The 22,170-nt window shown below is 70.4% G+C and carries 22 protein-coding genes; 12 read left to right on the top strand and 10 right to left on the bottom strand.

Annotated features, from left to right (window positions below):
- The first annotated feature begins 83 nt into the window (after positions 1–83).
- Together C9J87_RS11075 and C9J87_RS11070 are read left to right on the top strand one after the other, a co-directional pair.
- Complete coding sequence (locus C9J87_RS11075) at positions 84–497, top strand: DUF2550 domain-containing protein (protein ID WP_010832402.1); 414 nt, start codon at positions 84–86, stop codon at positions 495–497.
- Positions 497–1,663 carry an MFS transporter gene (locus C9J87_RS11070; protein ID WP_107705553.1) on the top strand — a complete coding sequence of 389 codons (1,167 nt, stop codon included), beginning with the start codon at positions 497–499 and terminating at the stop codon, positions 1,661–1,663. The genes C9J87_RS11075 and C9J87_RS11070 overlap by 1 nt, the downstream gene beginning before the upstream one ends.
- 50 nt (positions 1,664–1,713) lie before the next feature.
- On the opposite strand, the gene C9J87_RS11065 is transcribed toward C9J87_RS11070, so the two are convergent.
- Positions 1,714–2,295, bottom strand: coding sequence for a cob(I)yrinic acid a,c-diamide adenosyltransferase (locus tag C9J87_RS11065; protein ID WP_010832404.1), 582 nt, complete (start codon positions 2,293–2,295; stop codon positions 1,714–1,716).
- Positions 2,296–2,460: 165 nt separating this feature from the next.
- Here C9J87_RS11065 and C9J87_RS11060 point away from each other — a divergent pair, with 165 nt between their 5' ends.
- From C9J87_RS11060 to C9J87_RS11045, 4 genes are all read left to right on the top strand, one after another.
- Positions 2,461–2,769, top strand: coding sequence for an STAS domain-containing protein (locus tag C9J87_RS11060; RefSeq protein WP_010832405.1), 309 nt, complete (start codon positions 2,461–2,463; stop codon positions 2,767–2,769).
- Positions 2,770–2,834: 65 nt separating this feature from the next.
- Positions 2,835–4,874 (top strand): protein meaA, encoded by a 2,040-nt coding sequence (locus tag C9J87_RS11055; protein ID WP_107705613.1) that lies wholly within the window; start codon positions 2,835–2,837, stop codon positions 4,872–4,874.
- 17 nt (positions 4,875–4,891) lie between these two features.
- Positions 4,892–5,506: a histidine phosphatase family protein gene (locus tag C9J87_RS11050; protein WP_107705552.1), complete on the top strand. Its 615-nt coding sequence runs from the start codon at positions 4,892–4,894 to the stop codon at positions 5,504–5,506.
- Positions 5,507–5,557: 51 nt separating this feature from the next.
- Positions 5,558–5,752 (top strand): hypothetical protein, encoded by a 195-nt coding sequence (locus C9J87_RS11045; RefSeq protein WP_036490460.1) that lies wholly within the window; start codon positions 5,558–5,560, stop codon positions 5,750–5,752.
- A gap of 1 nt (position 5,753) precedes the next feature.
- On the opposite strand, the gene C9J87_RS11040 is transcribed toward C9J87_RS11045, so the two are convergent.
- The 4 genes from C9J87_RS11040 to nucS form a co-directional block, all read right to left on the bottom strand.
- A complete protein-coding gene (locus C9J87_RS11040) occupies positions 5,754–6,314 on the bottom strand; it encodes a hypothetical protein (protein WP_010832408.1) in 561 nt (186 codons plus the stop codon).
- A complete protein-coding gene (locus tag C9J87_RS11035) occupies positions 6,295–8,154 on the bottom strand; it encodes a right-handed parallel beta-helix repeat-containing protein (RefSeq protein ID WP_107705551.1) in 1,860 nt (619 codons plus the stop codon). Before C9J87_RS11035 ends, C9J87_RS11040 begins: the two co-directional genes overlap by 20 nt.
- Positions 8,155–8,219: 65 nt before the next feature.
- Positions 8,220–8,756, bottom strand: a complete 537-nt coding sequence (locus tag C9J87_RS11030; RefSeq protein ID WP_198652334.1) for a DUF952 domain-containing protein — start codon at positions 8,754–8,756, stop codon at positions 8,220–8,222.
- A 154-nt stretch (positions 8,757–8,910) separates the two neighbouring features.
- Entirely contained in the window at positions 8,911–9,597 is a 687-nt protein-coding gene (gene nucS / locus C9J87_RS11025; RefSeq protein WP_010832411.1) for an endonuclease NucS, read from the bottom strand.
- 108 nt (positions 9,598–9,705) lie between these two features.
- On the opposite strand from nucS, the gene C9J87_RS11020 reads away from it, so the two are divergent.
- Together C9J87_RS11020 and C9J87_RS11015 are read left to right on the top strand one after the other, a co-directional pair.
- Positions 9,706–10,878 carry a 3-hydroxyacyl-CoA dehydrogenase family protein gene (locus C9J87_RS11020; protein WP_107705550.1) on the top strand — a complete coding sequence of 391 codons (1,173 nt, stop codon included), beginning with the start codon at positions 9,706–9,708 and terminating at the stop codon, positions 10,876–10,878.
- A gap of 88 nt (positions 10,879–10,966) precedes the next feature.
- Positions 10,967–12,772, top strand: a complete 1,806-nt coding sequence (locus tag C9J87_RS11015; protein WP_107705549.1) for a 3-hydroxyacyl-CoA dehydrogenase family protein — start codon at positions 10,967–10,969, stop codon at positions 12,770–12,772.
- On the opposite strand, the gene C9J87_RS11010 is transcribed toward C9J87_RS11015, so the two are convergent.
- Both C9J87_RS11010 and C9J87_RS11005 read right to left on the bottom strand, forming a co-directional pair.
- Positions 12,773–13,642 carry a DUF6910 family protein gene (locus C9J87_RS11010; RefSeq protein ID WP_107705548.1) on the bottom strand — a complete coding sequence of 290 codons (870 nt, stop codon included), beginning with the start codon at positions 13,640–13,642 and terminating at the stop codon, positions 12,773–12,775.
- Between the two features lie 4 nt (positions 13,643–13,646).
- Complete coding sequence (locus tag C9J87_RS11005) at positions 13,647–16,070, bottom strand: helix-turn-helix domain-containing protein (RefSeq protein WP_157953176.1); 2,424 nt, start codon at positions 16,068–16,070, stop codon at positions 13,647–13,649.
- 235 nt (positions 16,071–16,305) lie between these two features.
- Between C9J87_RS11005 and C9J87_RS11000 the strand changes: the two genes are divergently transcribed.
- Positions 16,306–17,259, top strand: coding sequence for a helix-turn-helix transcriptional regulator (locus C9J87_RS11000; RefSeq protein WP_010832416.1), 954 nt, complete (start codon positions 16,306–16,308; stop codon positions 17,257–17,259).
- Here C9J87_RS11000 and C9J87_RS10995 read toward each other — a convergent pair.
- Positions 17,235–17,729 carry an SRPBCC family protein gene (locus C9J87_RS10995; protein ID WP_010832417.1) on the bottom strand — a complete coding sequence of 165 codons (495 nt, stop codon included), beginning with the start codon at positions 17,727–17,729 and terminating at the stop codon, positions 17,235–17,237. The genes C9J87_RS11000 and C9J87_RS10995 overlap by 25 nt on opposite strands.
- 64 nt (positions 17,730–17,793) lie before the next feature.
- Here C9J87_RS10995 and C9J87_RS10990 point away from each other — a divergent pair, with 64 nt between their 5' ends.
- Together C9J87_RS10990 and C9J87_RS10985 are read left to right on the top strand one after the other, a co-directional pair.
- A complete protein-coding gene (locus C9J87_RS10990) occupies positions 17,794–18,555 on the top strand; it encodes a hypothetical protein (RefSeq protein WP_107705546.1) in 762 nt (253 codons plus the stop codon).
- A gap of 47 nt (positions 18,556–18,602) precedes the next feature.
- Positions 18,603–19,379, top strand: a complete 777-nt coding sequence (locus C9J87_RS10985; RefSeq protein WP_010832420.1) for an alpha/beta fold hydrolase — start codon at positions 18,603–18,605, stop codon at positions 19,377–19,379.
- 1 nt (position 19,380) lies between these two features.
- Here C9J87_RS10985 and C9J87_RS10980 read toward each other — a convergent pair whose 3' ends face one another.
- Positions 19,381–19,914, bottom strand: a complete 534-nt coding sequence (locus C9J87_RS10980) for a CGNR zinc finger domain-containing protein (protein WP_010832421.1) — start codon at positions 19,912–19,914, stop codon at positions 19,381–19,383.
- A 38-nt stretch (positions 19,915–19,952) separates the two neighbouring features.
- On the opposite strand from C9J87_RS10980, the gene C9J87_RS10975 reads away from it, so the two are divergent.
- Positions 19,953–20,951, top strand: coding sequence for an EamA family transporter (locus C9J87_RS10975; protein WP_107705545.1), 999 nt, complete (start codon positions 19,953–19,955; stop codon positions 20,949–20,951).
- Here the strand turns inward: C9J87_RS10975 and C9J87_RS10970 are convergent.
- A complete protein-coding gene (locus C9J87_RS10970) occupies positions 20,929–22,065 on the bottom strand; it encodes an AI-2E family transporter (protein WP_010832423.1) in 1,137 nt (378 codons plus the stop codon). The genes C9J87_RS10975 and C9J87_RS10970 overlap by 23 nt on opposite strands.
- Between the last annotated feature and the right edge of the window lie 105 nt (positions 22,066–22,170).

The following is a 22,170-nucleotide window of genomic DNA, read 5'->3' as shown; positions in this document are numbered from 1 at the left end:
CTCATCTGTTTTCCGCCTCAACCCGCAACGATCACGCAGGAGAGTGGATGCCCGTCTGGCAATGGCTTCTCGAGTCTGCTGGCGTGATCCTGCTCATTCCCCTGCTGTACGGGCTCGCGCTGATCGTCCGCCGTCGGGTGCTGTCGCGTCACGGTGGCACCTTCGAGCTCAGCTGTCGCCTGCACACGGCCCACCCCGGCCGCGGCTGGCTGCTCGGCCTGGGCCGCTACACCGGTGAGCAGCTCGAGTGGTTCCGGATCTTCTCGCTCTCCCACCAGCCGCGACGTGTCTGGTCGCGACGGTCCCTCTCCTACGCGGGTCGACGCGACGCCCACGGCGCCGAGCAGATGTCGTTGTATGCCGGCCACGTCATCGTCACCTGCACCACCCCGGAGGGAACCGTCGAGCTCGCCATGAGCGAGGCGTCGCTGACGGGCTTCCAGTCCTGGCTGGAGGCCGGCCCGCCCGGCACCGACTGGGACCGTCACCGCACCTGATGCGTGAGCTGACCTCCGCTCGCAACGCGGTCGCGCTGAGCTTCTTCCTCAACGGGCTGGTCTTCGCCAGCTGGGTCTCGCGCATCCCCGAGGCACGGTCGACCTTCGCGCTGTCCAACGGCCAGCTCGGCCTGCTCCTGCTCGCGATCGCGCTCGGGTCCCTGATCGCCCTGCCCACGACCGGGGCCGCGATCAACCGGTGGGGGACCGTGCGGGTCGTCCGCGTCGGAGCGGTGACGGCCACCGTCGGCCTGGTGCTGGCCGCGATCGGGCTCGGCGACCTGCTGCCCGCCACCACGGTCGGCCTGTTCCTCTACGGCGTCGGCATCGGGGTGTGGGACGTCGCGATGAACGTCGAGGGCGCCGAGGTCGAGCGCGGCCTGGGGCGCACGATCATGCCGCGCTTCCACGCGGGGTTCAGCGGCGGCACCGTCGTCGGTGCACTGCTGGGTGCCCTCGTGGTCGACCTGGCGGTGCCAGCCTCGTTGCACCTGACGGCCGTGGCCGTCCTGGCCCTGGTGGTCGTGTGGCTGACCTCGCCCGCCTTCTTGCCGATCGTCAGGACCGACCCGGCTCACGCGGGGTCCGCCCTCCAAGCGTGGCTCGAGCCGCGCACCCTGCTGATCGGCATGATGGTGCTCGCACTGGCGATCACCGAGGGCACGGCCAACGACTGGCTCGCCGTCGCGCTGGTCGACGGTCACGGTGCCTCGCACGCGGTCGGGGTGGCCGGCTTCGCCGTCTTCGTCGCGGCCATGACCCTGGGTCGGCTGGTCGGCACCCCACTGATCGACCGCTTCGGCCGGGTGGCGATGTTGTGGAGCACGATGGCCGTCGCCGGGCTCGGCGTCGTCCTGATCGTCCTGGGCCCACACCCCGCGCTGGTCGTGGTCGGCATCGTGCTGTGGGGAGCGGGTGCGTCCCTCGGCTTCCCGGTCGGCATGAGCGCGGCTGCGGATGATCCGGTGCGTGCCGCCGCGCGCGTCAGCGTGGTCTCCACGATCGGCTACGCCGCGTTCCTGGCCGGTCCACCGCTGCTCGGGTTCGTCGGGGATGAGGTCGGCACCCTCAAGGCGCTGCTCGTGGTCGCCGTACTGCTGATCCCGGCGGCCCTGGTCGTGCCGGCAGCCAGGCAGCAGGAGCTCAACCGAGCATCCGGCGCATGACCAGGCGCAGGCACCAGCAGTGCGTCTCGCGGTGGTCGGGAATGGAAAGGTCAGTCGGTCGAGCGCTCGCCGCCCGGCACCCACAGCACGTCGCCGTCCTCGCGGTTGGCGTGGCGCGCGAGGATGAAGACGAGGTCGGAGAGGCGGTTGAGGTAGGTGATCGCCAGCTTGTTCATGGACTCGCCGTGCTCGGCGTAGGCCGCCCAGGCCGACCGCTCGGCCCGGCGGATGACGGTGCGGGCGACGTGCAGCAGGGCCGCGCCCTCGGTGCCGCCGTTGAGGATGAACGAGCGGAGGTTGGGCAGATGCTCGTTGTAGTGGTCGCACCAGGCCTCGAGCCGGTCGACGTAGTCCTGCTCGATCCGCAGCGGCGGGAACTCGGGATCCTCGACCACCGGCGTGCAGAAATCGGCGCCGACGTCGAAGAGGTCGTTCTGGACGTGGGTGAGGACCTTGACGACATCGTCGTCGAGCCGACCCTGCGCCAGTGCCAGTCCGATGGTGGCGTTGGCCTCGTCCACATCGGCATAGGCGTGGAGCCGGAGATCGTTCTTCGTGGTCTCGCTCATGTCACCCAGGCGGGTGGAGCCGGCGTCGCCGGTACGGGTGTAGATGCGCGTGAGGTTGACCATGACGGTGAGCCTAGTGGGGCCCAGCCCGTGAGACACACCGAAAAGGTGTGGCATGAATGCAACGCCTCCGGGTATCACTGCGTCATAGTCGTGACGACGGTCACTCCGCTGCGCGGCTCCGGGGGGAACGGCAAAGTCCAATCTCGGGACACAAGGGGCACCACCATGGACATCACGTTCGACGGCATGACACTGGTTCTGCACGGAGACTTCGACGTGCGCAGCACCTTCGTGGTGCGTAGCGCCATCTACGAGCGGCTCGAGGGCTGCGAGCAGGACGTCGTCGTCGACATGGCCGAGGTGGGGACCATCGACGTCACAGCACTGCGCGTGCTGGCCGTCGCGACCCGTCAGGCCACTCGCGCGGGACACCACCTCACCCTGCGCAACTGCGGTCCCTCGGTGCGACGGATGATGCACCTGTCCCGGCTCGCGCACTCCTTCGAGGTCGAGCGGGCCGCCGCCAGCGCCTGACCGGGTGGGGTTCTTCACATTTCCATCCGGTGACTCATGGGTAACGCTGGCCATACTCTGTGCTCATGACTGACAAGCAGGTCGACGCCACGCCCGCCGAGGCGGCACGCCCCGAGAAGGATCGCCCGTGGGTGATGCGGACCTATGCCGGCCACTCCACGGCCGCTGCGTCCAACGCGCTCTACCGCGGCAACCTGGCCAAGGGCCAGACCGGCCTCAGTGTCGCCTTCGACCTGCCCACGCAGACGGGCTACGACCCCGACTCCCCGCTGAGCCGCGGCGAGGTCGGCAAGGTCGGCGTGCCGATCCCGCACCTCGGGGAGATGCGGCGCCTGTTCGAGGACATCCCGTTGACCGGGATGAACACCTCGATGACGATCAACGCCACCGCGATGTGGATGCTCGCGATGTACCAGGTCGCCGCCGAGGAGCAGAACCCCGGCGTCGACGTTCGTGAGGTCGCCGCCCAGCTCGCCGGCACGACCCAGAACGACATCATCAAGGAATACCTCTCGCGCGGGACCTACGTCTTCCCGCCCGAGCACTCTCTGCGCCTGATCAGCGACATGATCGCCTACACGGTCCACGAGATCCCCAAGTGGAACCCGATCAACATCTGCAGCTACCACCTCCAGGAGGCCGGCGCGACGCCTACCCAGGAGCTCGCCTACGCGTTGTGCACGGCGATCGCCGTGCTCGACCAGGTCAGGAACTCCGGGCAGGTCTCCGAGGACGACTTCGAGAAGGTCGTCGGCCGGATCTCCTTCTTCGTCAATGCCGGTGTCCGCTTCGTCGAAGAGACCTGCAAGATGCGGGCCTTCGTGCAGCTGTGGGACGAGATCACCCGCGAGCGCTACGGCGTGCAGGACGAGAAGATGCGCCGCTTCCGCTACGGCGTCCAGGTCAACTCGCTCGGCCTCACCGAGGCCCAGCCCGAGAACAACGTGCAGCGCATCGTGCTCGAGATGCTCGGCGTCACGCTGTCGAAGAACGCGCGCGCCCGCGCCGTACAGCTGCCGGCGTGGAACGAGGCCCTCGGCCTCCCGCGGCCGTGGGACCAGCAGTGGTCGCTGCGGCTGCAGCAGGTGCTCGCCTTCGAGTCCGACCTGCTGGAGTACGACGACATCTTCGACGGCTCGCACGTCATCGCCGCCAAGGTGGCCTCGCTGGTCGAGGGTGCCAAGGCCGAGATCGACCGCGTGCAGGCCATGGGCGGCGCGATCGCGGCCGTCGAGTCCGGCTACATGAAGCAGGCGCTGGTCAGCGCCCACGCGGCTCGCCGGGCCCGGATCGAGGCCGGCGAGGAGATCATCGTCGGGGTGAACAAGTTCGACACGACCGAGCCGTCGCCGCTGACGGCGAACCTCGACGACGCGATCATGGCTGCCGACCCCAAGGCCGAGCAGACGGCGCGTGACTCGGTCACGGCGTGGAAGGAGCAGCGCGACGAGGCTGCGGTCACCGCGGCGCTGGAGGCGCTGGCGGCGGAGGCCAAGACCGACAAGAACCTGATGCACGCCACCTTGGCCGCGGCCCGCGCGGGCGCCACCACGGGGGAGTGGGCCGGCACGCTGCGCGAGGTGTTCGGCGAGTTCCGTGCTCCCACCGGTGTCTCCGGCGCGGTCGGCGTGGTCGAGGCCGGTGCCGAGCTCACCGCCGTCCGCGAGAAGGTCACGGCCACGGGTGAGGAGCTCGGTGGTCGGCTCCGCCTGCTCGTCGGCAAGCCCGGGCTCGACGGTCACAGCAACGGTGCCGAGCAGGTCGCCGTCCGCGCCCGCGACGCCGGCTTCGAGGTCATCTACCAGGGCATCCGCCTGACGCCGGAGCAGATCGTCGCGGCGGCCATCGCCGAGGACGTGCACTGCGTCGGCCTGTCGATCCTCTCCGGCTCCCACATGGAGCTGGTGCCCGACGTGCTCGCCGGGCTGCGTGAGGCGGGTCTCGACGACATCCCGGTGATCGTCGGCGGCATCATCCCCGAGTCCGACGGCAAGCGCCTGATGGAGCAGGGCGTCGCGGCCGTCTACACGCCCAAGGACTTCGGGCTGACCGCGATCATGGGTGGCATTGTCGACGTCATCCGGAAGGCCAACGACCTCGCCTGATCGATAGGGTCGCCTGCATGGGTGACCTGCAGTGTGCCGCCCGGGTGTTCGTGGCCCGGCACGGTGAAGCCGACTACGAGTCCGAGCTGCTCTCCGACGCCGGCGGCAGCCTGAGCCTGCTCGGGCGCGAGCAGGCGCTGGGGCTGGCGGACGCGCTCGCGGGGCAGCGGATCGCGCACGTCTACACGAGCTCGATGTCGCGGGCCGTGCAGACGGGCGAGATCATCGCCGCGCGCCTTGGCGTCGGGGTCACCGTCCGGCACGACCTCCGCGAGTTCGGAGTCGGTTCGCACGCCGGACAGCCGGCGGACCCCGATCCCTTCCGGCCCGTCTTCGACGACTGGATCGACGGCAGGCTGGACACGCCGGTCCCCGGGGGTGAGTCGGGCTCCGAGGTGGTGGCGCGGGTGTGCGGCGTGCTGGAGGAGGCGGCCGACCGCTACCGCGGCGAGGCCGTGCTCGTGATCAGCCACGGCGGCGCGATCTGTACGGCGATCCCCAACCTCGCACGCAACCTCGAGCGTCGCTTCCCGCTGTCGCGACCGCTGGCCAACTGCGGCGTGGTCGAGCTCGCCGCGGACGCGGACGGCTGGATCGTGCGCTCCTGGGCGGGCGAGCAGCTCCCGATGTGAGGTGCGGGACACCTTAGGTAAGGCAAGCCTTCTTCGGGTATCGTGCCAATCATGGGCAAGGGCAAGAGCGGCAAGGTCGCGAAGCTTCCGAAGAAGGAGTGCTGCGTCTCCAGGACGAAGTGCAACCGCTGCCCCCTGCGCATGCTCAAGGAAGGCACGCTGCCCGACGGCTACACCGTGCACAAGCGCAAGCTCGTGAAGGTGAAGAAGTCCAAGATGAAGAAGGCCGGCAAGAAGGCCGCCTGAGTCATCCCTGCGGTCGCGACGTGGCCGTCGAGTCGGGGCACGCGGCCTCCCGCGGTGAGCCCGTGTGCAGTTCCTCGGGCAGGTCGAGCTCGACCGTTCCGTCCTCGGTGCGCAGCACCACGGTGTCGTAGAAGCTTCCAGAGCGCGCAGCGAGGGTCTCGCACCCACTCATGGTCAGCGTCAGGGTCACGCTGCGTGACTCCCCGGCCGGCACCACGAACGCGTTCGCGCCGTCGGCGGTGAGCCCCGCGAAGTGGAACAGCCGGGTGCCGGTCTGGTCTGCCGCGTCGGAGTGCAGGTGCGTGTCGTCGCCGGTCCCGTTGTGCAGCACGAAGCTGTAGGCGAGCGCCGATCGGTCGGCGTACCGGACCTGGCGGATGGTGCGGTCGCCGATCTCGAACACGCCGGTCCCCTCGGTGCCGGTCACCGAGACCGGCCCGATGGCCCGCAGGTGACCGGGCTCGCTGCTGCCGGTGGTCGCCACGGCGACGCCGCCCGCGAGCAGCAGCGCGGCCGGCAGGCCGACCAGCCCGGCGAGTCGCCTACGACCGACGCCTGGCACGGCGCACCATCCCCAGCCCGGCGACGAACAGCAGCCCGGGGAGCACCCCGAGGTACGGCGCCGCGGGCGCGACCTTCCGTCCGGCCGGCTGCGACGTGGCCCGCGCAGGCGCCGCCGCGGTCGGCTTGGCGGGGGTGTCGAACCATTCGCAGCCGGGTGGGTGACGCAGGACCTCGTCGTTGCGGTCGTACTGGCTGCAGGTCAAGAACCCGGCGTCCTTGACCGGGAGCCCGGGCGTGAGCACCGAACCGCCGTCGGCGCACCCGGGGGGCTGGATCGTGAAGTTGTCGGTCTGCGCGCCTCGGGAGTAGGCGTTGCCCTCCCAGCAGTTGCCAGTGCCCTGGTCGTCCCACCAGTGGTCCGAGCCGTTGTGCGCGATGGTGCCGTCCTTCGCGAGTCCCATCTGGTTGTCGAAGGTGCGGTTGCCGTGCGAGGTGTCGAAGAGCTTCTGCGGGTCGAACTCGTCACGGAGCGGGGCGGGCACCCAGAACTGCATGGTGCCGTAGCGCCAGTTGTCGTAGATCCAGTTGTGGTCCGTGGAGTTGAAGTTGCCTCCGGCGATGAGCACGCCGGTCCCGACCGGCGTCGGGATGACCGGACAGACGGTGCCGTCGAGGTAGCCGCGCTGTTCCATCGGCTTCGCGCAGACACCGGTGTCGACGAACTTCTCGTACCAGTTGATGTTGTTGCTGTAGATCTCGTTGCGGTTCCAGCGCGCGTGGTCCTGGGGGAGGCCCGGGTGTCCGGGGAACAGCGAGTCGGTCGCGATGCCGGTGGCGTTGGCGTAGAACTTGTTGTGGTGGGCCCAGATCGAGTTGCCGGCCGTGCCGGAGTAGCCCAGCGCGTTGTGGTGGCTGCGGTTGTTGCGGATCTCGATGGCGTAGCGGGAGACCTCGAAGTCGGGGTTGTCGCCGTTCAGGTCGCTGCCCGAGCCGGGGTAGATCCCTGAGTCACCGTTGTAGTAGGCCTCGGAGTCCTTGATGAGGCCGTGGTCGCTCGCGAACGCCAGCACGCCGTACTCGTCGTTGCCGCGGGTCAGCACCCGGTCCACGACGAAGCCGTCGGTCTCGAGGATGTAGACGGCGTTGAACTCGGCCTGCTGGAACGTCATGTTGCGGAGGTAGACACCGCCGGCTCGATCGGCGCGGAACGCGTTGAGCTTGCTGAAGCGATTGTCCACGAGCACGTCGGTCATCCGGCGTCCCGTGCCCACGACCTGGGTGCCGCAGAAGTGGCTGTCGCAGGCGATGTCGTCGTCGGCGGGTGTGCGGTCGCCGAACAGCGCGATCAGGTTGAGGTTGTGGGCGCAACGCCGCTGGTCTGCGTAGGACAGCGCGATCGGGTTGCTCTCCCCGGCGTCGGCCGCCTCCTCCGCGGAGAGGCTGGAGGCGATGCTGCCGATGTACTGCGAGACGTCCAGCGGGTCGTTCGACTCGGTCCGCAGGTGCGAGCAGTAGTCGCTGCGAGCGGAGGAGGCGTGCTTGGCCTCGAGGTAGCGCCCGGGCAGGACGTAGACCGAGGTGCGACGCTTGCTGATCGAGTCGATGGCGTCCTGGATGGAGTGGAACTCGCACTGCCGCAGCAGCGACTGGTTGCGCCGCTTCAGCGCGCCCGCCTTCATGCGCGCGATGCGTTCGTCGCTGTCGGGCCGACACACCACGCGCTGTCGCGGATTGTCCAGGCCCAGGAAAGTCGGCACCGAGCCCGAGCCGTCGGGGAAGACGGCCGGGCGCTCCTCGTGTGCCGACGCGGGTGCCCCCGAGAGCGCCAGCAGGCCACCGGCCAGGCACAGGAGCGCGGCGATCGCGATGGCAATTGACCTGGGCTGGGAGCGCGTCATCGGTTGACCGACCTTTCGTCGGTGGGTCAACGACCTGATTCGGCGTCAGGTTATGTCCGACGTGATCAGGCCCTGCGGCGCAGCACGACGACCATCAGCGCCAGCCCCAGCGCGAGCCCGGCGACGGCTCCCACGAGCGGGGCGCCCTCGGCGTCCGACACGGCGTCGCCGATCTCGGCTCCGCCGTACGCCATGAGCATCGCGAGGATGGCCAGGCCGACCCGGACGGCGATCTCGCGGGCATAGATGGCCAGGAGCGCCTCGGTGCCCCCGCGCTTGTCCAGCGGCAGCACGTCCACCACTGCTGCGGGCGTGATCGGGCCGTAGACGTGCGGGTAGGTGTCGTCGCCGACCTCTTCGACGCGGACCTCGGACTCGAGTCGCGCGGGGTCGATGACGAGCAGGACGAGCGGCTCGCCCGCCGTGGCGTAGTAGCGCTCGAAGACGGCCTGCACCTGCTCGCGACGCGAGGCGTGGATGAAGCCCTCCTCGTCGAGGGTGCGACCCGCGGTGGACGTCGTGTACGCGCCCGTCCGCCTCGCCTCGAGCCAGTCGGCGCGCGTCGCGATGTGGTAGATCCGCCTGTCTGGGGGTGAGGTCACCGGGCGAGGGTAGCGGTCAGGCCGGGCCGTGCGGCCCTGCCCTCGCCGCCGATGAACTTCCACTCGTGCGAGTGGAAATGCAGCCCGGGATCAGTGTCCGCACGCTCGACGGCGGATGAACTTCCGCTCGTGCGAGTGGAAGTTCTGGCGAGGCTCAGAAGAGCCGGTGCTCGGAGTCGTCCATGCCGCGGAGCAGGTCGTAGTCGACGAGCGCACAGGCGATCCCGCGGTCGGTGGCGAGCACGCGGGCCTGCGGCTTGATCTCCTGGGCGGCGAAGATGCCGCGCACGGGACCCTTGCTGTTGAGCAGCGGGTCGCGGTTGAGGAGCTCGAGGTAGCGGGTCAGCTGCTCCACGCCGTCGATGTCGCCGCGGCGCTTGATCTCCACGGCCACGCTCAGGCCGGCGTCGTCGCGGCACATGAGGTCGACCGGGCCGATCGCCGTGGGGAACTCCCGGCGGACGAGGGTCAGGCCGTCGGACAGGGTGGCGGGATGCTCGGCGAGCAGCTCCTGGAGGTGCTTCTCGACGCCGTCCTTCTGCAGGCCGGGGTCGATGCCGAGGTCGTGGCTGGAGTCGCTGTGGATCTCCTCGATCAGGATGCGCAGGGTGTCGTCGGTCTTGGCCGCCGTCACGGTCCACTCGACCTGCCCGTCGTCGGTGGCGCCCTCGCGGAAGGTCGCCGGGGGCGACATCCAGTTGAGCGGCTTGTAGGACCCGCCGTCGGAGTGGACGAGCACGGAACCGTCCGCCTTGATCATCAGCACCCGGGTCGCCATCGGCAGGTGGGCGGTCAGCCGCCCGGCGTAGTCGACCTGGCAGCGCGCAACGACGATTCTCACGGGGCGTGAATCTACAGTCACCTCGAGCCGGCTCCCGACTCCCGGGTGATCGACGTCTCAGGTGGGACGGGTTACCCGCCGGTGTAAACCGATGTCACACTTTGCCGCATGACCGAGCTGACCAACGAGCAGATCCACGACACGCTCGTCCTTCCGTACCTCAACCACGCCGCCCGCATGTTCGAGGCGGGCTACGCCTCGGCCGTCGACATCGACAACGCCATGCGTTTCGGCTGCGGCTACCCGAAGGGACCGCTGACCGTCGTCGACGAGCTGGGCGCCGCCGCCGTGCGCGCGGGCCTGGCAGCTCGGTTCCTCGACTCGGGTGACCCGCTCCACCAGCCGGCCCAGGTGATCTCGACCTTGGCGACCGAGGACGGCACCTTTGCCGCGTCCGGTGACGCGGCCGGCGCGGCCGCGCCCGAGCTGAAGCAGGAGATCACCACCGTCGGCGTCGTCGGCACCGGCACCATGGCCTCCGGCATCGTCCAGGTCTTCGCCCAGGCCGGCTACGACGTGGTCTTCGTGGGTCGCGGCGAGGACAAGATCGCCGGCGTTGTCGCCTTCATCGACAAGGGCCTGTCCAAGCTGGTCGAGAAGGGCCGGATCGACGAGGACGCCAAGGCGGCCACGCTTGCCCGCCTGACCGGTGCCACCGACCGCGAGGCGCTCGCGGACGTCGACATCGTCGTCGAGGCGATCGCCGAGGACCTCGCGATCAAGACCGACCTCTACAAGGACCTCGACCGGATCTGCAAGCCCGGTGCGATCCTGGCGACCACCACGTCCTCGATGCCCATCACCGCCCTGGGCGCTGTCACCTCGCGTCCCGAGGCCGTCATCGGCATGCACTTCTTCAACCCGGCCACGATCATGAAGCTGGTCGAGGTCGTCACGACCGAGGCCACCTCGGCCGACGTCAACCAGACCGTGCTGGCGCTGTGCGCCAAGGTCGGCAAGGTCGCGGTCTCGTGCGGCGACCGGTCGGGCTTCATCGTCAACTGCCTGCTGTTCCCCTACCTCAACGACGCGGTCAAGCTGGTCGAGTCGGGCGCGGCGACGATCGACGAGATCGACGACGCGATCAAGGAGCAGGCCGGCTTCCCGATGGGACCCTTCGCGCTGCTCGACGTCGTCGGCAACGACGTGTCGCTGGCGATCCAGCAGGAGCTCTTCGCCGAGTTCGGCGAGAAGGGCTTCGCGCCGGCGGCCACCTTGGAGACCCTGGTGGCCGAGGGCAAGCTCGGTCGCAAGAGCGGCGAGGGCTTCCGCACCTACTGACAAGTAGCCGTTCGAGGTCCCCTCGGCCCGCTCCGTGCGGGCCAGGGGACCTCGTTGCGCGCCCGTACGTGCATGGCATGCTGCCCGCATGACGACTGCATCATCTGAGCGCGCTCCGAGGACCTTCACCACCATCGGGGTCATCGGCCTCGGCACCATGGGCGCCGGCATCGCCGAGGTCTTCGCCCGCAACGGTTTCAGCGTGATCGGTGTCGAGCTGAGCGATGAGGCGGTCGAGCGCGGCCGCGGCCACCTCGCGCACTCCACCGGCCGGGCGGTGTCGCGCGGCAAGATGTCCGAGGCGGACCAGGCCGAGATCCTCGGACGCATCTCCTTCGCCACCGACCTGTCGGCACTCGCCGAGGCCGACTTCGTGGTGGAGGCGGTCATCGAGTCGCTCGAGATCAAGAAGGACCTCTTCCGCCGGCTCGACGACATCGTCAAGCCCGACGCGATCCTGGCCACCAACACCTCCTCGCTGCCGGTCACCGAGATCTCCACCGCCAACACGCGGCCGGGCCGGGTCGTGGGCGTGCACTTCTTCAACCCCGCGCCGGTGCAGAACCTCGTCGAGATCGTCCGCACCGTCGTCACCGAGCCCGCCGTGCTGGCCGACGTCGAGGGCCTGGTCGGCACCCTGGGCAAGAACCCGGTTGTGTGCGGCGACAAGGCGGGCTTCATCGCCAACACGCTGCTCTTCGGCTACCTCAACCATGCCGCCTCGATGTTCGAGACGAAGTACGCCAGCCGCGAGGACATCGACGCTGCCATGCGCTTCGGCTGCGGCTACCCGATGGGTCCGTTGGCGCTGCTGGACCTGATCGGGCTCGACACGGCGTACGAGATCCTGGACACGATGTACAAGCAGGGCCGCGACCGGCTGCACGCCCCGGCGCCGATCCTGAAGCAGATGGTGACCGCGGGCCTGCTGGGTCGCAAGACCGGCAAGGGCTTCTACACCTACGAGAGCGTCGACAGCTCCGCCGTCGTCGCCGACGTGCACACGCCGTCGGCCGACGACGTCCCCCAGCTCCGGCGCCCGATCGCCACCGTCGGCGTCGTCGGCACCGGCACCATGGCCGCCGGCATCGTCGAGGTCTTCGCCAAGAGCGGCCTGGACGTCGTGTACGTCGGTCGCTCGGACGCCAAGGTCGAGGGCGTGCGCGCCACGATCGAGCGCTCGCTCGACAAGGCGATACAGCGCGGCAAGCTTGAGGAGGCCACCAAGGCCGAGGTGCTGGGCCGGCTCACCGGCAGCACCTCCCTCGACGACCTCGCCACGGTCGACCTCGTCGTGGAGGCGATCGCCGAGGACCTGCGGATCAAGACCACGCTCTTCGAGAACCTCGACGAGATCTGCAAGCCGGGCGCGATCCTGGCCACCACCACCTCGTCCCTGCCCGTGATCGCGCTGGCCAAGGCCACCGCGCGGCCGCAGGACGTCGTCGGCATGCACTTCTTCAACCCGGCGCCGATCATGAAGCTGGTCGAGGTCGTCTCCACGGTCGCCACCGCCGAGGACGTCGCCGAGACGGTCCGTGCCCTGTGCGACCAGGTCGGCAAGGTTGCCGTCTCCTGCGGCGACCGGGCGGGGTTCATCGTCAACGCGCTGCTCTTCCCCTACCTCAACGACGCGGTGAAGATGCTGGAGGCCCACTACGCCACGGCCGACGACATCGACACCGCCATGAAGCAGGGCTGTGCGCTGCCGATGGGCCCGTTCGAGCTGCTCGACGTCGTCGGCAACGACGTGTCCCTGGCCATCCAGCGCGAGCTCTACCTCGAGTTCCGCGAGCCCGGCTTCGCCCCGGCCCCGCTGCTCGAGCACCTCGTCACGGCGGGCTACCTCGGTCGCAAGACCCAGCGCGGCTTCCGCGACTACACCCGGCGCTGATCACCAGCCGACGCTGAGCTCCAGCACCGGCGACGGGCTCGTGTGGTCGTCGGCGTCGATGGTGGCCACCAGCCGTGCGCCCGACCCTGTCTCGTCCACGACGGCCAGCCCCTCGATCTTCGCGATCCGGTCGTCGACGAGGGGGACCTGGGCGCGGTCGAGCACGCGGTCGCCGTCGAGCAGGACCAGGGCGCAAGCGACCACCGGTCCGTCGTCGTAGGTGTTGGGGGAGTCCTCCGCGGCCGCGCTGACGAGCACCAGCCCGTCGCCGAGCGCCACGGCATCGGTGACGGCGAGCCCGACACCGGCCACGGTGCCGAGGTCGTAGCGCAGGACGCCGTCCGGGCTCGCCTCGTGCAGGGGTACGTCGAGGGGCAGGTCGACGCTCGCGCTCGGCCATCCCGCCGCGGGCAGCCCGCGGTGGAACCAGCGCAGGCGGTCACCGACCAGGCAGGCACCTTCGAGGTTGAGCACGTCGTGCGGCACACCCAGGGCCACGGCCACCCGACCGAGGAGGGCGGTCAGGTCCTCGACGACCGCCTCCTGCCCTGAGAGCCGGACACCGCGCCGCCGGGCGGGCGTCGATCCCGACCCGAGCAGCAGGACGGTGCCGTCGGGCAGCACGCAGGCTGCCTCGAGATCGGGCTTGAGGTGCTTGCTCCCGTCCGCCGAGGCGAACGTGTCGAGTCCCTCGACGGGGTCCAGCAGGCGGAGCGGGAGGACGCTGCCCGGGCGCCAGTGCGCCCCGAGCGTCGAGTCGTCCTGGGTGATCAGCCAGCCATCGCCGTACGACACGATCGCGGACGCGGCGCGGACCGGGCTCCCGTCGTCGAAGGTGAGTCGACGGGTCGCGGTGACCTCGACGCGCACGCGCTCAGCCCGGGTCGACGACGAGAGCGGCCAGCTTGGCGCGAGTGGTGATGTCGAGCTTGCGGTAGATGTGGGTGAGGTGTGCGTCCACGGTGCGCGGCGAGATGAACAGGTCGGCCGCGATCTGGCGGCTGGTCAACCCGAGTGCAACCCGCTCGGCGACCTGGCGCTCGGCGTTGCTGAGCAGGTCGAGCACGCTCCCGGTCGCGGGACCGGTCGCCCCGGAGAAGAGGCCGACGACGGCCTCCACGCCGGCCGGGGTGAAGTCGTTGTCCACGATCCAGCCGGTCGGAACGGAGCGGCCGACGCCCAGCGGCTGGTCGGCGGCGTAGCCCCAGGACGCTGCCTGGCGGGGTGCGCGCAGGGCAACGGCGGCGGCGGCGAGGGTGCGGGCGTCGCGCAGATCGCGCTGCTGGCCGATCCAGGCGAGGCCGTCGAGCGCGTCGGCGACGCGCAGCGGCATCGGCATCTCCGCCGCCCTGTCGAGAGCGGCCAGGAAGGTGGTGATGGCCTGTCCCTGGTCACCGCTGGCCAGCAGGGCCCGGGCGAGCAGGAGCCGGCCCTCGACGGCGTCGCGGCCCAGGCCGGTGCTGTCGGCCAGCACGACCACGTCGGCGGCCAGGCCGGCAGCGCGCTGCTGGTCACCGTCGCGGAGCATCTCGCGCGCGTCCTGCGCGAGCACGGGGATGCGCACGGCCCAGGGGAGCGACTCGCGGTCGACCTCGACCGGGGTGAAGTCCGGGTCGAGGTGACGCAGGAGGGTCTCGGCGATCAGCGCCACCCGGTCCTCGGCGACCGCGCGGGCATCGGCCACGACCGCCCTGGCGGCGGACGTGGCCTCCGTCGGGCGTCCCTGCTCGAGTGCGATGCGGGCGAGCAGCGTGCGCGCCGACAGCGAGATCCAGCGCTCGTCCTTGTGGTCGCGCGCTGCGAGGAGGTCGGTGAGCGTCACGGTCGCGTCGCGGAACGCACCCCTCGAGACCTGGACATCGGCCAGGGTGCGCGCGGCCTGCCGGGTGATCACGGTGGTCTCACCGAGGTCGAGGGCGCGGCGGGCCTCGGCCTCGGCCTTCACGAGGGCGCCGGCGTCGAGGTGCATCTCGGCGCGGATGGAGGCGTTCCTGGCCAGCTGGTCGTCGGGGTCGGGGGCGCTGAGGGCGTGCTCGTCCGCGCGGTCGAGCAGCCACAGTCCCTCGTAGGTGCCGCGGACCTCGGAGGCGGCGATGCCGGCGCGGCGAGCCACGGAGGCGCCGATCTCGGCCGGGCCGTCCCCGCTGACGAGGGTGGCCTCCAGGATCTCCACCGCTTCGCGGGCGCGCATCGAGGTGTAGAGGGACGAGAAGATGCGGTTGGCGAGGGCATAACCGAGGTCACGGGTCTCCGGCGCTGCGCAGGCCGCCGCGATCGCGGCCCGCATCACCGGCAGGTCGACCAGCCAGCCTGCGTCGGCGGCGCCGGTGTTGTGGTCGGCCGGGGCCATGCGATCGGCCCACGAGAGGAGTGCGCGGTTGGCCCGCTCCCGGTCGTCGGTGGAAGCGGTGAGGAACTGCCCGTGGCGCCGGATCGGGGTGAGCATGTCGAAGCGGCCGTCGGGCATCAGCTCCAGGAGGCTGCGGCGGACCAGGCCGCCGGCGAGCAGGCTGGCCCGGTCGCGGTCGACGCCAGTGATCTCGGCGACGACGTCGATGGAGACCGGCGAGGTCATCTGCGCCAGTCGCCGGAAGCAGAGCTGCTGGTCGTCGTCGAGCAGCTCGTAGGACCCGTGCACCGCCTCGGACAGCGAGGCGGTCGGCACCACGTTGGTGACGCCGACGAGCGCGATCTGCACGGCGATCTGCTCGATGAGCAGCGGCAGCCCGCCGGTGGCGTGCAGCAGGCGACGTACGTCGTCCGCGTGCGCCTCGAGGTCGACGGGGTGTCCGCCGGCGGCCTCCACGCGGTGCAGGAAGAGGTCGACGGCCGGCCCCGAGAGGGGCTCGTGGTCGCGCGGGACCATGAACGGGGCGACGCGCACGACGCGTTCGGCCGGTTGCCCGGCCATTGTCACCGAGGTGACGGCGAGCCGGGCCTCGGAGGTGGACGACATGACCTGCTGGAAGGTCGGGCCCAGGACACCCGGATCGAGGTCGAGGCCGTCGACGACGAGCAGCGAGTCGAGGCCGTCCATCGCCCGGCACAGGGCACCTTCGGGGGAGTCGCCGGGCGTGGGCGGGACGTCGAGGGCGTCCAGGCAGGCCGAGAGCACCTCGTCGGCGCGCAGCATCCCGCGCGCGTTGACCCACGTGCTGTGGCCCCGGGCGGCCGCATGTCGTGCCAGCAGGGTCTTTCCGCTGCCGGGCGGGCCGACGATGCTGACCCAGCGCGAGGCCGCCAACGCCGTCGCGAGACGAGCCTGGGTCTGCTCGCGACCGAGACATGGGGTGAGCACGGGGCGAATCTATCGGTGATGCGCCACTGAATAGGTAGGACTACCGATGCCGGGGCCCTCCGGAGCGCGAGAACCTAGTCCTGCAGCCGAGGCGTGTGGACCGCACAGGGGACAGTCCACCCGCCGGCGCAGACAGCAGGCCGCGGGATTCGCGGGGGTGAGCCCGCGGCCTGCTTGTGCCGATCGGCTGGCGACGCGGACAGGATCTGTCCGCCCTGTCTGCCAGCATGACGCCATGAGCGACACCACCCAGCGGGTGCTGAGCCTGCTGTCCCTCCTCCAGCAGCGACCGGTCTGGACCGGCCCCGAGCTGGCCGAGCGGCTTGGCGTCACGACGCGCAGCATCCGGCGCGACGTCGACCGCCTGCGCAACCTCGGCTATCCGGTGCTGGCGACCCAGGGCCTCGGCGGCGGCTACCAGCTCGGCCGTGGCAAGGACCTGCCACCGCTGCTGCTCGACGACGAGGAGGCCGTGGCCATCGCGGTGTCGCTGCGCCTCGCGGCCGGCGGCACGGTCACGGGCGCGAGCGAGGCAGCCCTGAGCACCCTCGCCAAGCTCGACCAGGTGATGCCGCCGCGGCTGCGTTCGGAGGTCAAGGCGATCCACCAGTCGACCGAGACGCTGAGCAGCAACGCGGACCTGGTCGACGGCGACGTGCTGCTGACCCTGGCCAAGGCCTGTCGCGACCTGCTGCGGGTGCGGTTCGGCTACGACGCCCGCGACGGCGCTGCGAGCGAGCGCTGGGTGGAGCCCGTGCGGCTGGTCGCGACCGGCCGGCGGTGGTACCTCATGGCGTGGGACGTCGACCGGGAGGACTGGCGGACGTTCCGGCTCGACCGCATGCGCGCCGTGACGCCGTCGACCTGGCGGTTCACGCTCCGCGAGCACCCCGACCCGTCGGAGTACGTCCAGAACGCGATCAGCCGGGCGCCGTACAGCAACCAGGCCCAGGTGCGCGTGCTGGCGGGCCTCGAGGAGGTGGCGGCGAAGGTCAGCACGCGCTGGGTCACCCTGACGGCGATCGACGAGTCGACGACCCTGCTGGAGGCAGGCATCGACTCACTGGAGTACCTCGCGTTCCACTGCGTGATGACGGGCCTGGACTGCGAGTTCCTCCAACCGCCCGAGCTGGCCACCGTCGCGGCCGAGCTGGGGGAGCGGCTTCAGCGGGCGGCCACGAGCGGGTAGCCGCGGCGCACCGTGCGCTCGAGGATGCCGAGCGTCGCCTTCAGGGCGCTCTCGGAGAGCACCGGGAAGATGCCGGCCTCCCGCCAGTGCGGCGCGATGTCGGACCAGTCGTAGTAGGACGTGACCAGGCTGCCGCCGCCGTCGGTCGGCTCGATCCGGTAGCCGAAGACATGGCCGATCTGCGGCCGCAGGCGGCCGAGCACCGTCCAGGCGATCTCGCGGTCGGCCTCGAAGGTGCGGATCGTCACCGTGACGTCGTACTGGCCCATGTCGAAGTCGCCGAGCGCCTCGCGATCCATGTGGACGACGAACGAGTCGCCCACGGCGGAGACCGGATCGCCCTCGGCGTCCTGGAGCATGCCCGACGAGTCGATGGCGACGTGGCCCTGAGGATCGCACAGGACCGCGAACACGTCGGCTGGGGGATGAGGGAAGGAGCGGGTGACCTCGAAGCGCTCGTCGGTTGCCATGCGAGGAGTCTGGCAGGCAGCCTGTGCGCCGCCGCGACGTGGAGCGCCCGCGTAGGCTGCGGGCATGGAGATCGTGCTGCTGCTCGTGGTGCTGGGTGGGCTCGTGGTGGCGGCTGTGACCGCCGGGCAGACCGCGAAGAAGCGGCAGCTGGCCAAGGCCGAGGCGGAGCTCGAGCCGGTCAAGCGGTTGGCCGAGGAGGACGTCACCGCCCTCGGCGTGGAGCTGCAGGACCTCGACATCGACATGGCTGGTCGCGACCTCGGTGCCGGCGAGAACGCCGACTACCAGCGCGCCCTGGACGCCTACGAGTCGTCCAAGACCGCGGCCGCCAAGATGAGCAAGCCCGACGACATCCGCCACGTCACCGAGATCCTCGAGGACGGCCGCTATGCCATGGCCTGCGTGCGCGCCCGCGTCGACGGCCGGCCGCTGCCGACACGGCGGCCGCCGTGCTTCTTCGACCCGCGCCACGGCATGTCCGTGGTGGACGTGCCCTACACCCCGCCCGGCGGCGCCCGGCGTGACGTCCCGGCCTGCCAGCTCGACGCCGAGCGGGTGCGGGTCGGTGCAGAGCCCGACATCCGCAAGGTGATGGTCGGCTCGCGGCGGGTGCCCTACTGGCAGGGCGGTCGCGCCTACCAGCCCTACGCCCAGGGCTACTTCGGCGGCTTCGGCCCGATGGACTGGATGTTCATGGGCATGCTCTTCGGCGGTGGCTTCGACGGCCTCGGCGAAGGCATCGGCGCGTTGGGCGAGGGCCTCGGCGACATGTTCGGGAGCATCGGCGACGGCATCGGCGGGATGTTCGACGGGTTCGACTTCTAGTCGGTCCTCCCGATTGGCGCATCGCTGCGTGCTGACACACTGACCCGGTGAGCGCGACGCAGCTGAACGTGACCCGGCTGGGGGAGCAGGGCCCCCAGATCGCCTTCTGCCACGGCCTCTTCGGGCAGGGCAAGAACTGGACGCAGATCGCCAAGGCGTTCGCCGCGGACCACCGGGTGCTGCTGATCGACATGCCCAACCACGGTCGGTCGGCGTGGACCGAGGAGTTCTCGTACGCCGACATGGCCGACACCGTCGCCACGCTCTTCTCCGCCGACGACCCGGTGACGCTGGTCGGCCACTCCATGGGCGGCAAGATCGTGATGACCCTGGCGCTGCGCCACCCCGAGCTCGTCGAGAAGCTCGTCGTGGTGGACGTCTCGCCCGTCGCCTACGACGCCGGGCGGCGTGAGTTCGCCGGCTACATCGAGGAGATGCGGGCACTCGACCTGGGCTCGCTCTCGAGCCGGGCTGATGCCGACGCGGCGTTGCGCGGCGCCGTACCCAACACGACGGTGCGCTCCTTCCTCCTGCAGAACCTGCGCCGGGACGGTGACTCCTGGCAGTGGCAGCTGAACCTGGAGCTGCTCGGCGACGAGCTCGGCGCGCTCGGTGACTGGCCGACTGTCGAGGGGGTCTTCGACAAGCCCGTGCTGTGGATCGGGGGAGCCAACTCGCCCTACGTCCTCGACGACTACGCCCCGGCGATGGAAGGGCTGTTCCCGCGCGTGCGCCGGGTGACGATCAAGGGCGCGGGGCACTGGGTGCACTCCGAGCAGCCCGAGGTGTTCGTCGAGGTGCTGAAGCGGTTCGTGCCGGCCTGAGTCAGGCCTTCTGCCGAGCGCGGTAGGCCGCGACGGCCTCGCGGTTTCCGCACGCCGTCGAGCAGTAGCGACGCGAGCGGTTGCGCGACAGGTCGACCACGAGACCGTTGCAGTCGTCGGCAGCGCAGAGGTCGAGCCGGTTGTGCTCGTCGGCGCGGATCACGTCTATCATCGCCATGGCGGTCTCGACCATCACCCGCTGGGCGAGCGGGGCCTCGTCGTCGATGGCGTGGATGTGCCAGTCGAGTCGGTCGTGGCGCACCAGTCGGGGCACGGCCCGGGCGTCGGCGAGGATGGCGTTGACCAGCTCCACGGAGCGTGCGCGGTCGGCGGTGAGGAGCTCGCGCAGGGCGTCGCGGATCGCGCGGACGGCCTCCAGCTCGCCCTCGTCCTGCTGGTGCCCGCCGGAGTACTCGTGCTCGGCATAGAACTCCGACAGCGCCTCGACGGTCGTCAGGGTGTCCGGCTCCAGGGCCGTGTTGGCGAGGGCGACGGCGGACTGGAGAGCCGCCGCGGTGTCATGAGTGAAAGCCACATTGACACCTTACCAATGTCGGACTAGCGTCATGACCCATGGCGACCATGACTCATGACAGGCTGGTGGCGGGCCGCTCCGGCACGACCACCGGACTGGCTTTCGCGGTCGCGTCGGCCGTCTCGTTCGGGCTCTCCGGTGCGCTGGCCCGCGGGTTGCTCGACGCCGGCTGGACGGCCGGCGCCGCGGTGTCGGCCCGCATCGCCATCGCCGCGCTGGTGCTCGTCGTGCCGGGCGCCCTCGCGCTGCGCGGCCGCTGGCACCTGGTGCGTGACAGCCGCCTGACCGTGCTGACCTACGGCATCGCCGCGGTCGCGGGCGCGCAGCTGTGCTACTTCTACGCCGTCAGCTACATGCAGGTCGGGGTGGCGCTGCTCATCGAGTACACCGCACCGGTTGCGGTGGTCATGTGGCTGTGGCTGCGCCACGGCAGCCGTCCCACCCGGCTCACCGTCGTCGGGGCGGTCATCGCCGCCCTGGGGCTGGTCCTCGTGCTCGACGTCGTCTCGGGTGCCGACCTCAGCACCACCGGAGTGCTCTGGGCGCTCGGTGCGATGGTCGGCGCGGCGACGTACTTCGTCATCGGCGCCGACACCGAGAACGGGCTGCCGCCGATCAGCCTCGCCGCCGCCGGACTGGTGGTCGGGGGAGTCGTGCTGCTCGCGGCCGGCTGGCTCGGAGTGCTGCCCATGCGGGCCACGACGGCGGACGTCGTCTACGACTCGCGCGTGGTCGTGTGGTGGGTGCCGGTGCTCGCGCTCGGCCTGGTGACCGCCGCCTTCGCCTATGTCACCGGCATCGCGGCCGGCCGTCGCCTGGGCTCGCGCCTGTCGTCCTTCGTGGCACTGCTCGAGGTGTTGATGGCGCTGGTCTTCGCCTGGGTGCTGCTCGGCGAGCTGCCGCGCACGGTGCAGATGCTCGGCGGCGTGCTGGTGCTGGCCGGCGTCGTCGTGGTCAAGCTCGGCGAGGGCGCCAGTGCTCTCGCGGTCGAGCCGCTCCCGGAGGAGCAGGACCTCAGCGAGCGTCCTGCCTCTTGAGCAGCACCTCTCGGTGCAGCAGCAGCAGGGCGGCGGCGACGGGTACGGCGAGGAGCGCGCCGACGATGCCCATGAGCGAGCCGCCGACGAGTGCCGCGATCACCGTGACGGAGCCCGGGATGTCGACCGAGCGCTTCATGATCCGCGGATAGATGAAGTAGGACTCCACCTGCTGGTAGGCGACGTAGTAGATCGCCGAGATGATCGCCACCGTCGGTGAGACGGTGAGCGCCAGCAGGGTGATGATGATGCCGGAGACGACGGCACCCACGACAGGGATGAGCGACAGCAGCGCGACGATGAAGGCGAGCGCGAAGCTGTAGTCGCGCAGGCCGACGACGAACGTGAAGATGAGCGTGCTGACACCGGCGCACACCGCGACGAGGAAGGCCCCGGCGACGTAGGAGCCGGTGGAGCGGATGATCTGGTCGCCCAGGTCGCTGACGCGGGCCCGGCGCGAGGCGGGCGCGAGGTTGTAGGCGGCGTGCTTGATGCTCGGCAGCGAGGCCAGGAAGTAGACCATCAGCACGACCACGATGAACGCGTTGGCGAGCGCCGACAGCACGGCCAGGCCGACGCCCAGGGCGCCACCGAAGACCCGCTGGCCGAAGTCGCCCTCGGTGACGTAGTCCTGCAGCTTGTCGATGACCGCGAAGCGCTCGTCGAGCTGCTGGACGCGCTGGTTGCGCTGGAGGTCCTGCAACCAGCCGGGCGCGTTCTCGGTGATCTGGGCGATCTGCTCGCTGATCACCGGCGCCACGGCGATGACGAAGAGCGCGATCACGCTGATGACGACGGCCAGCACGATCAGCACGGAGATGCCGCGGCGCACACCGCGCTTCATGAACCACTCGACGGTGGGGTTGAGGCCGATCGCCAGGAACATCGCCATCACGAGCAGGATCAGCACCGACGAGATGCTGAGCAGCTGCTGGCTCAAGAACACCGCGATGATCGCGCCGAGGGCCCCGAAGAAGCCGATGTTGAAGGGAGAGTGGCGCAGCAGCGAGGGCGTCTCGGGTGCGGGCACGGCCGGGGGATCGGCGTACGCCGCTGTGCTGGCGCCGTCGACGACCAGGTCGGTCGCGTCGTCGATGCGCTCGGCGACGGCCACCGAGGTCTCCGCGGAGTCACGGGCGTCCTCGGCGGCCAGGTCTGCACGGTCGGCGGAGGCCTCCGCGCGGTCAGCCTGGTCGGCGGCCTGGTCGACCGCGTCCTC

The organism is Nocardioides allogilvus (assembly GCF_003047285.1).
Classification (GTDB): domain Bacteria; phylum Actinomycetota; class Actinomycetes; order Propionibacteriales; family Nocardioidaceae; genus Nocardioides; species Nocardioides allogilvus.
This window is presented reverse-complemented; position numbering and strand designations above follow the sequence as displayed.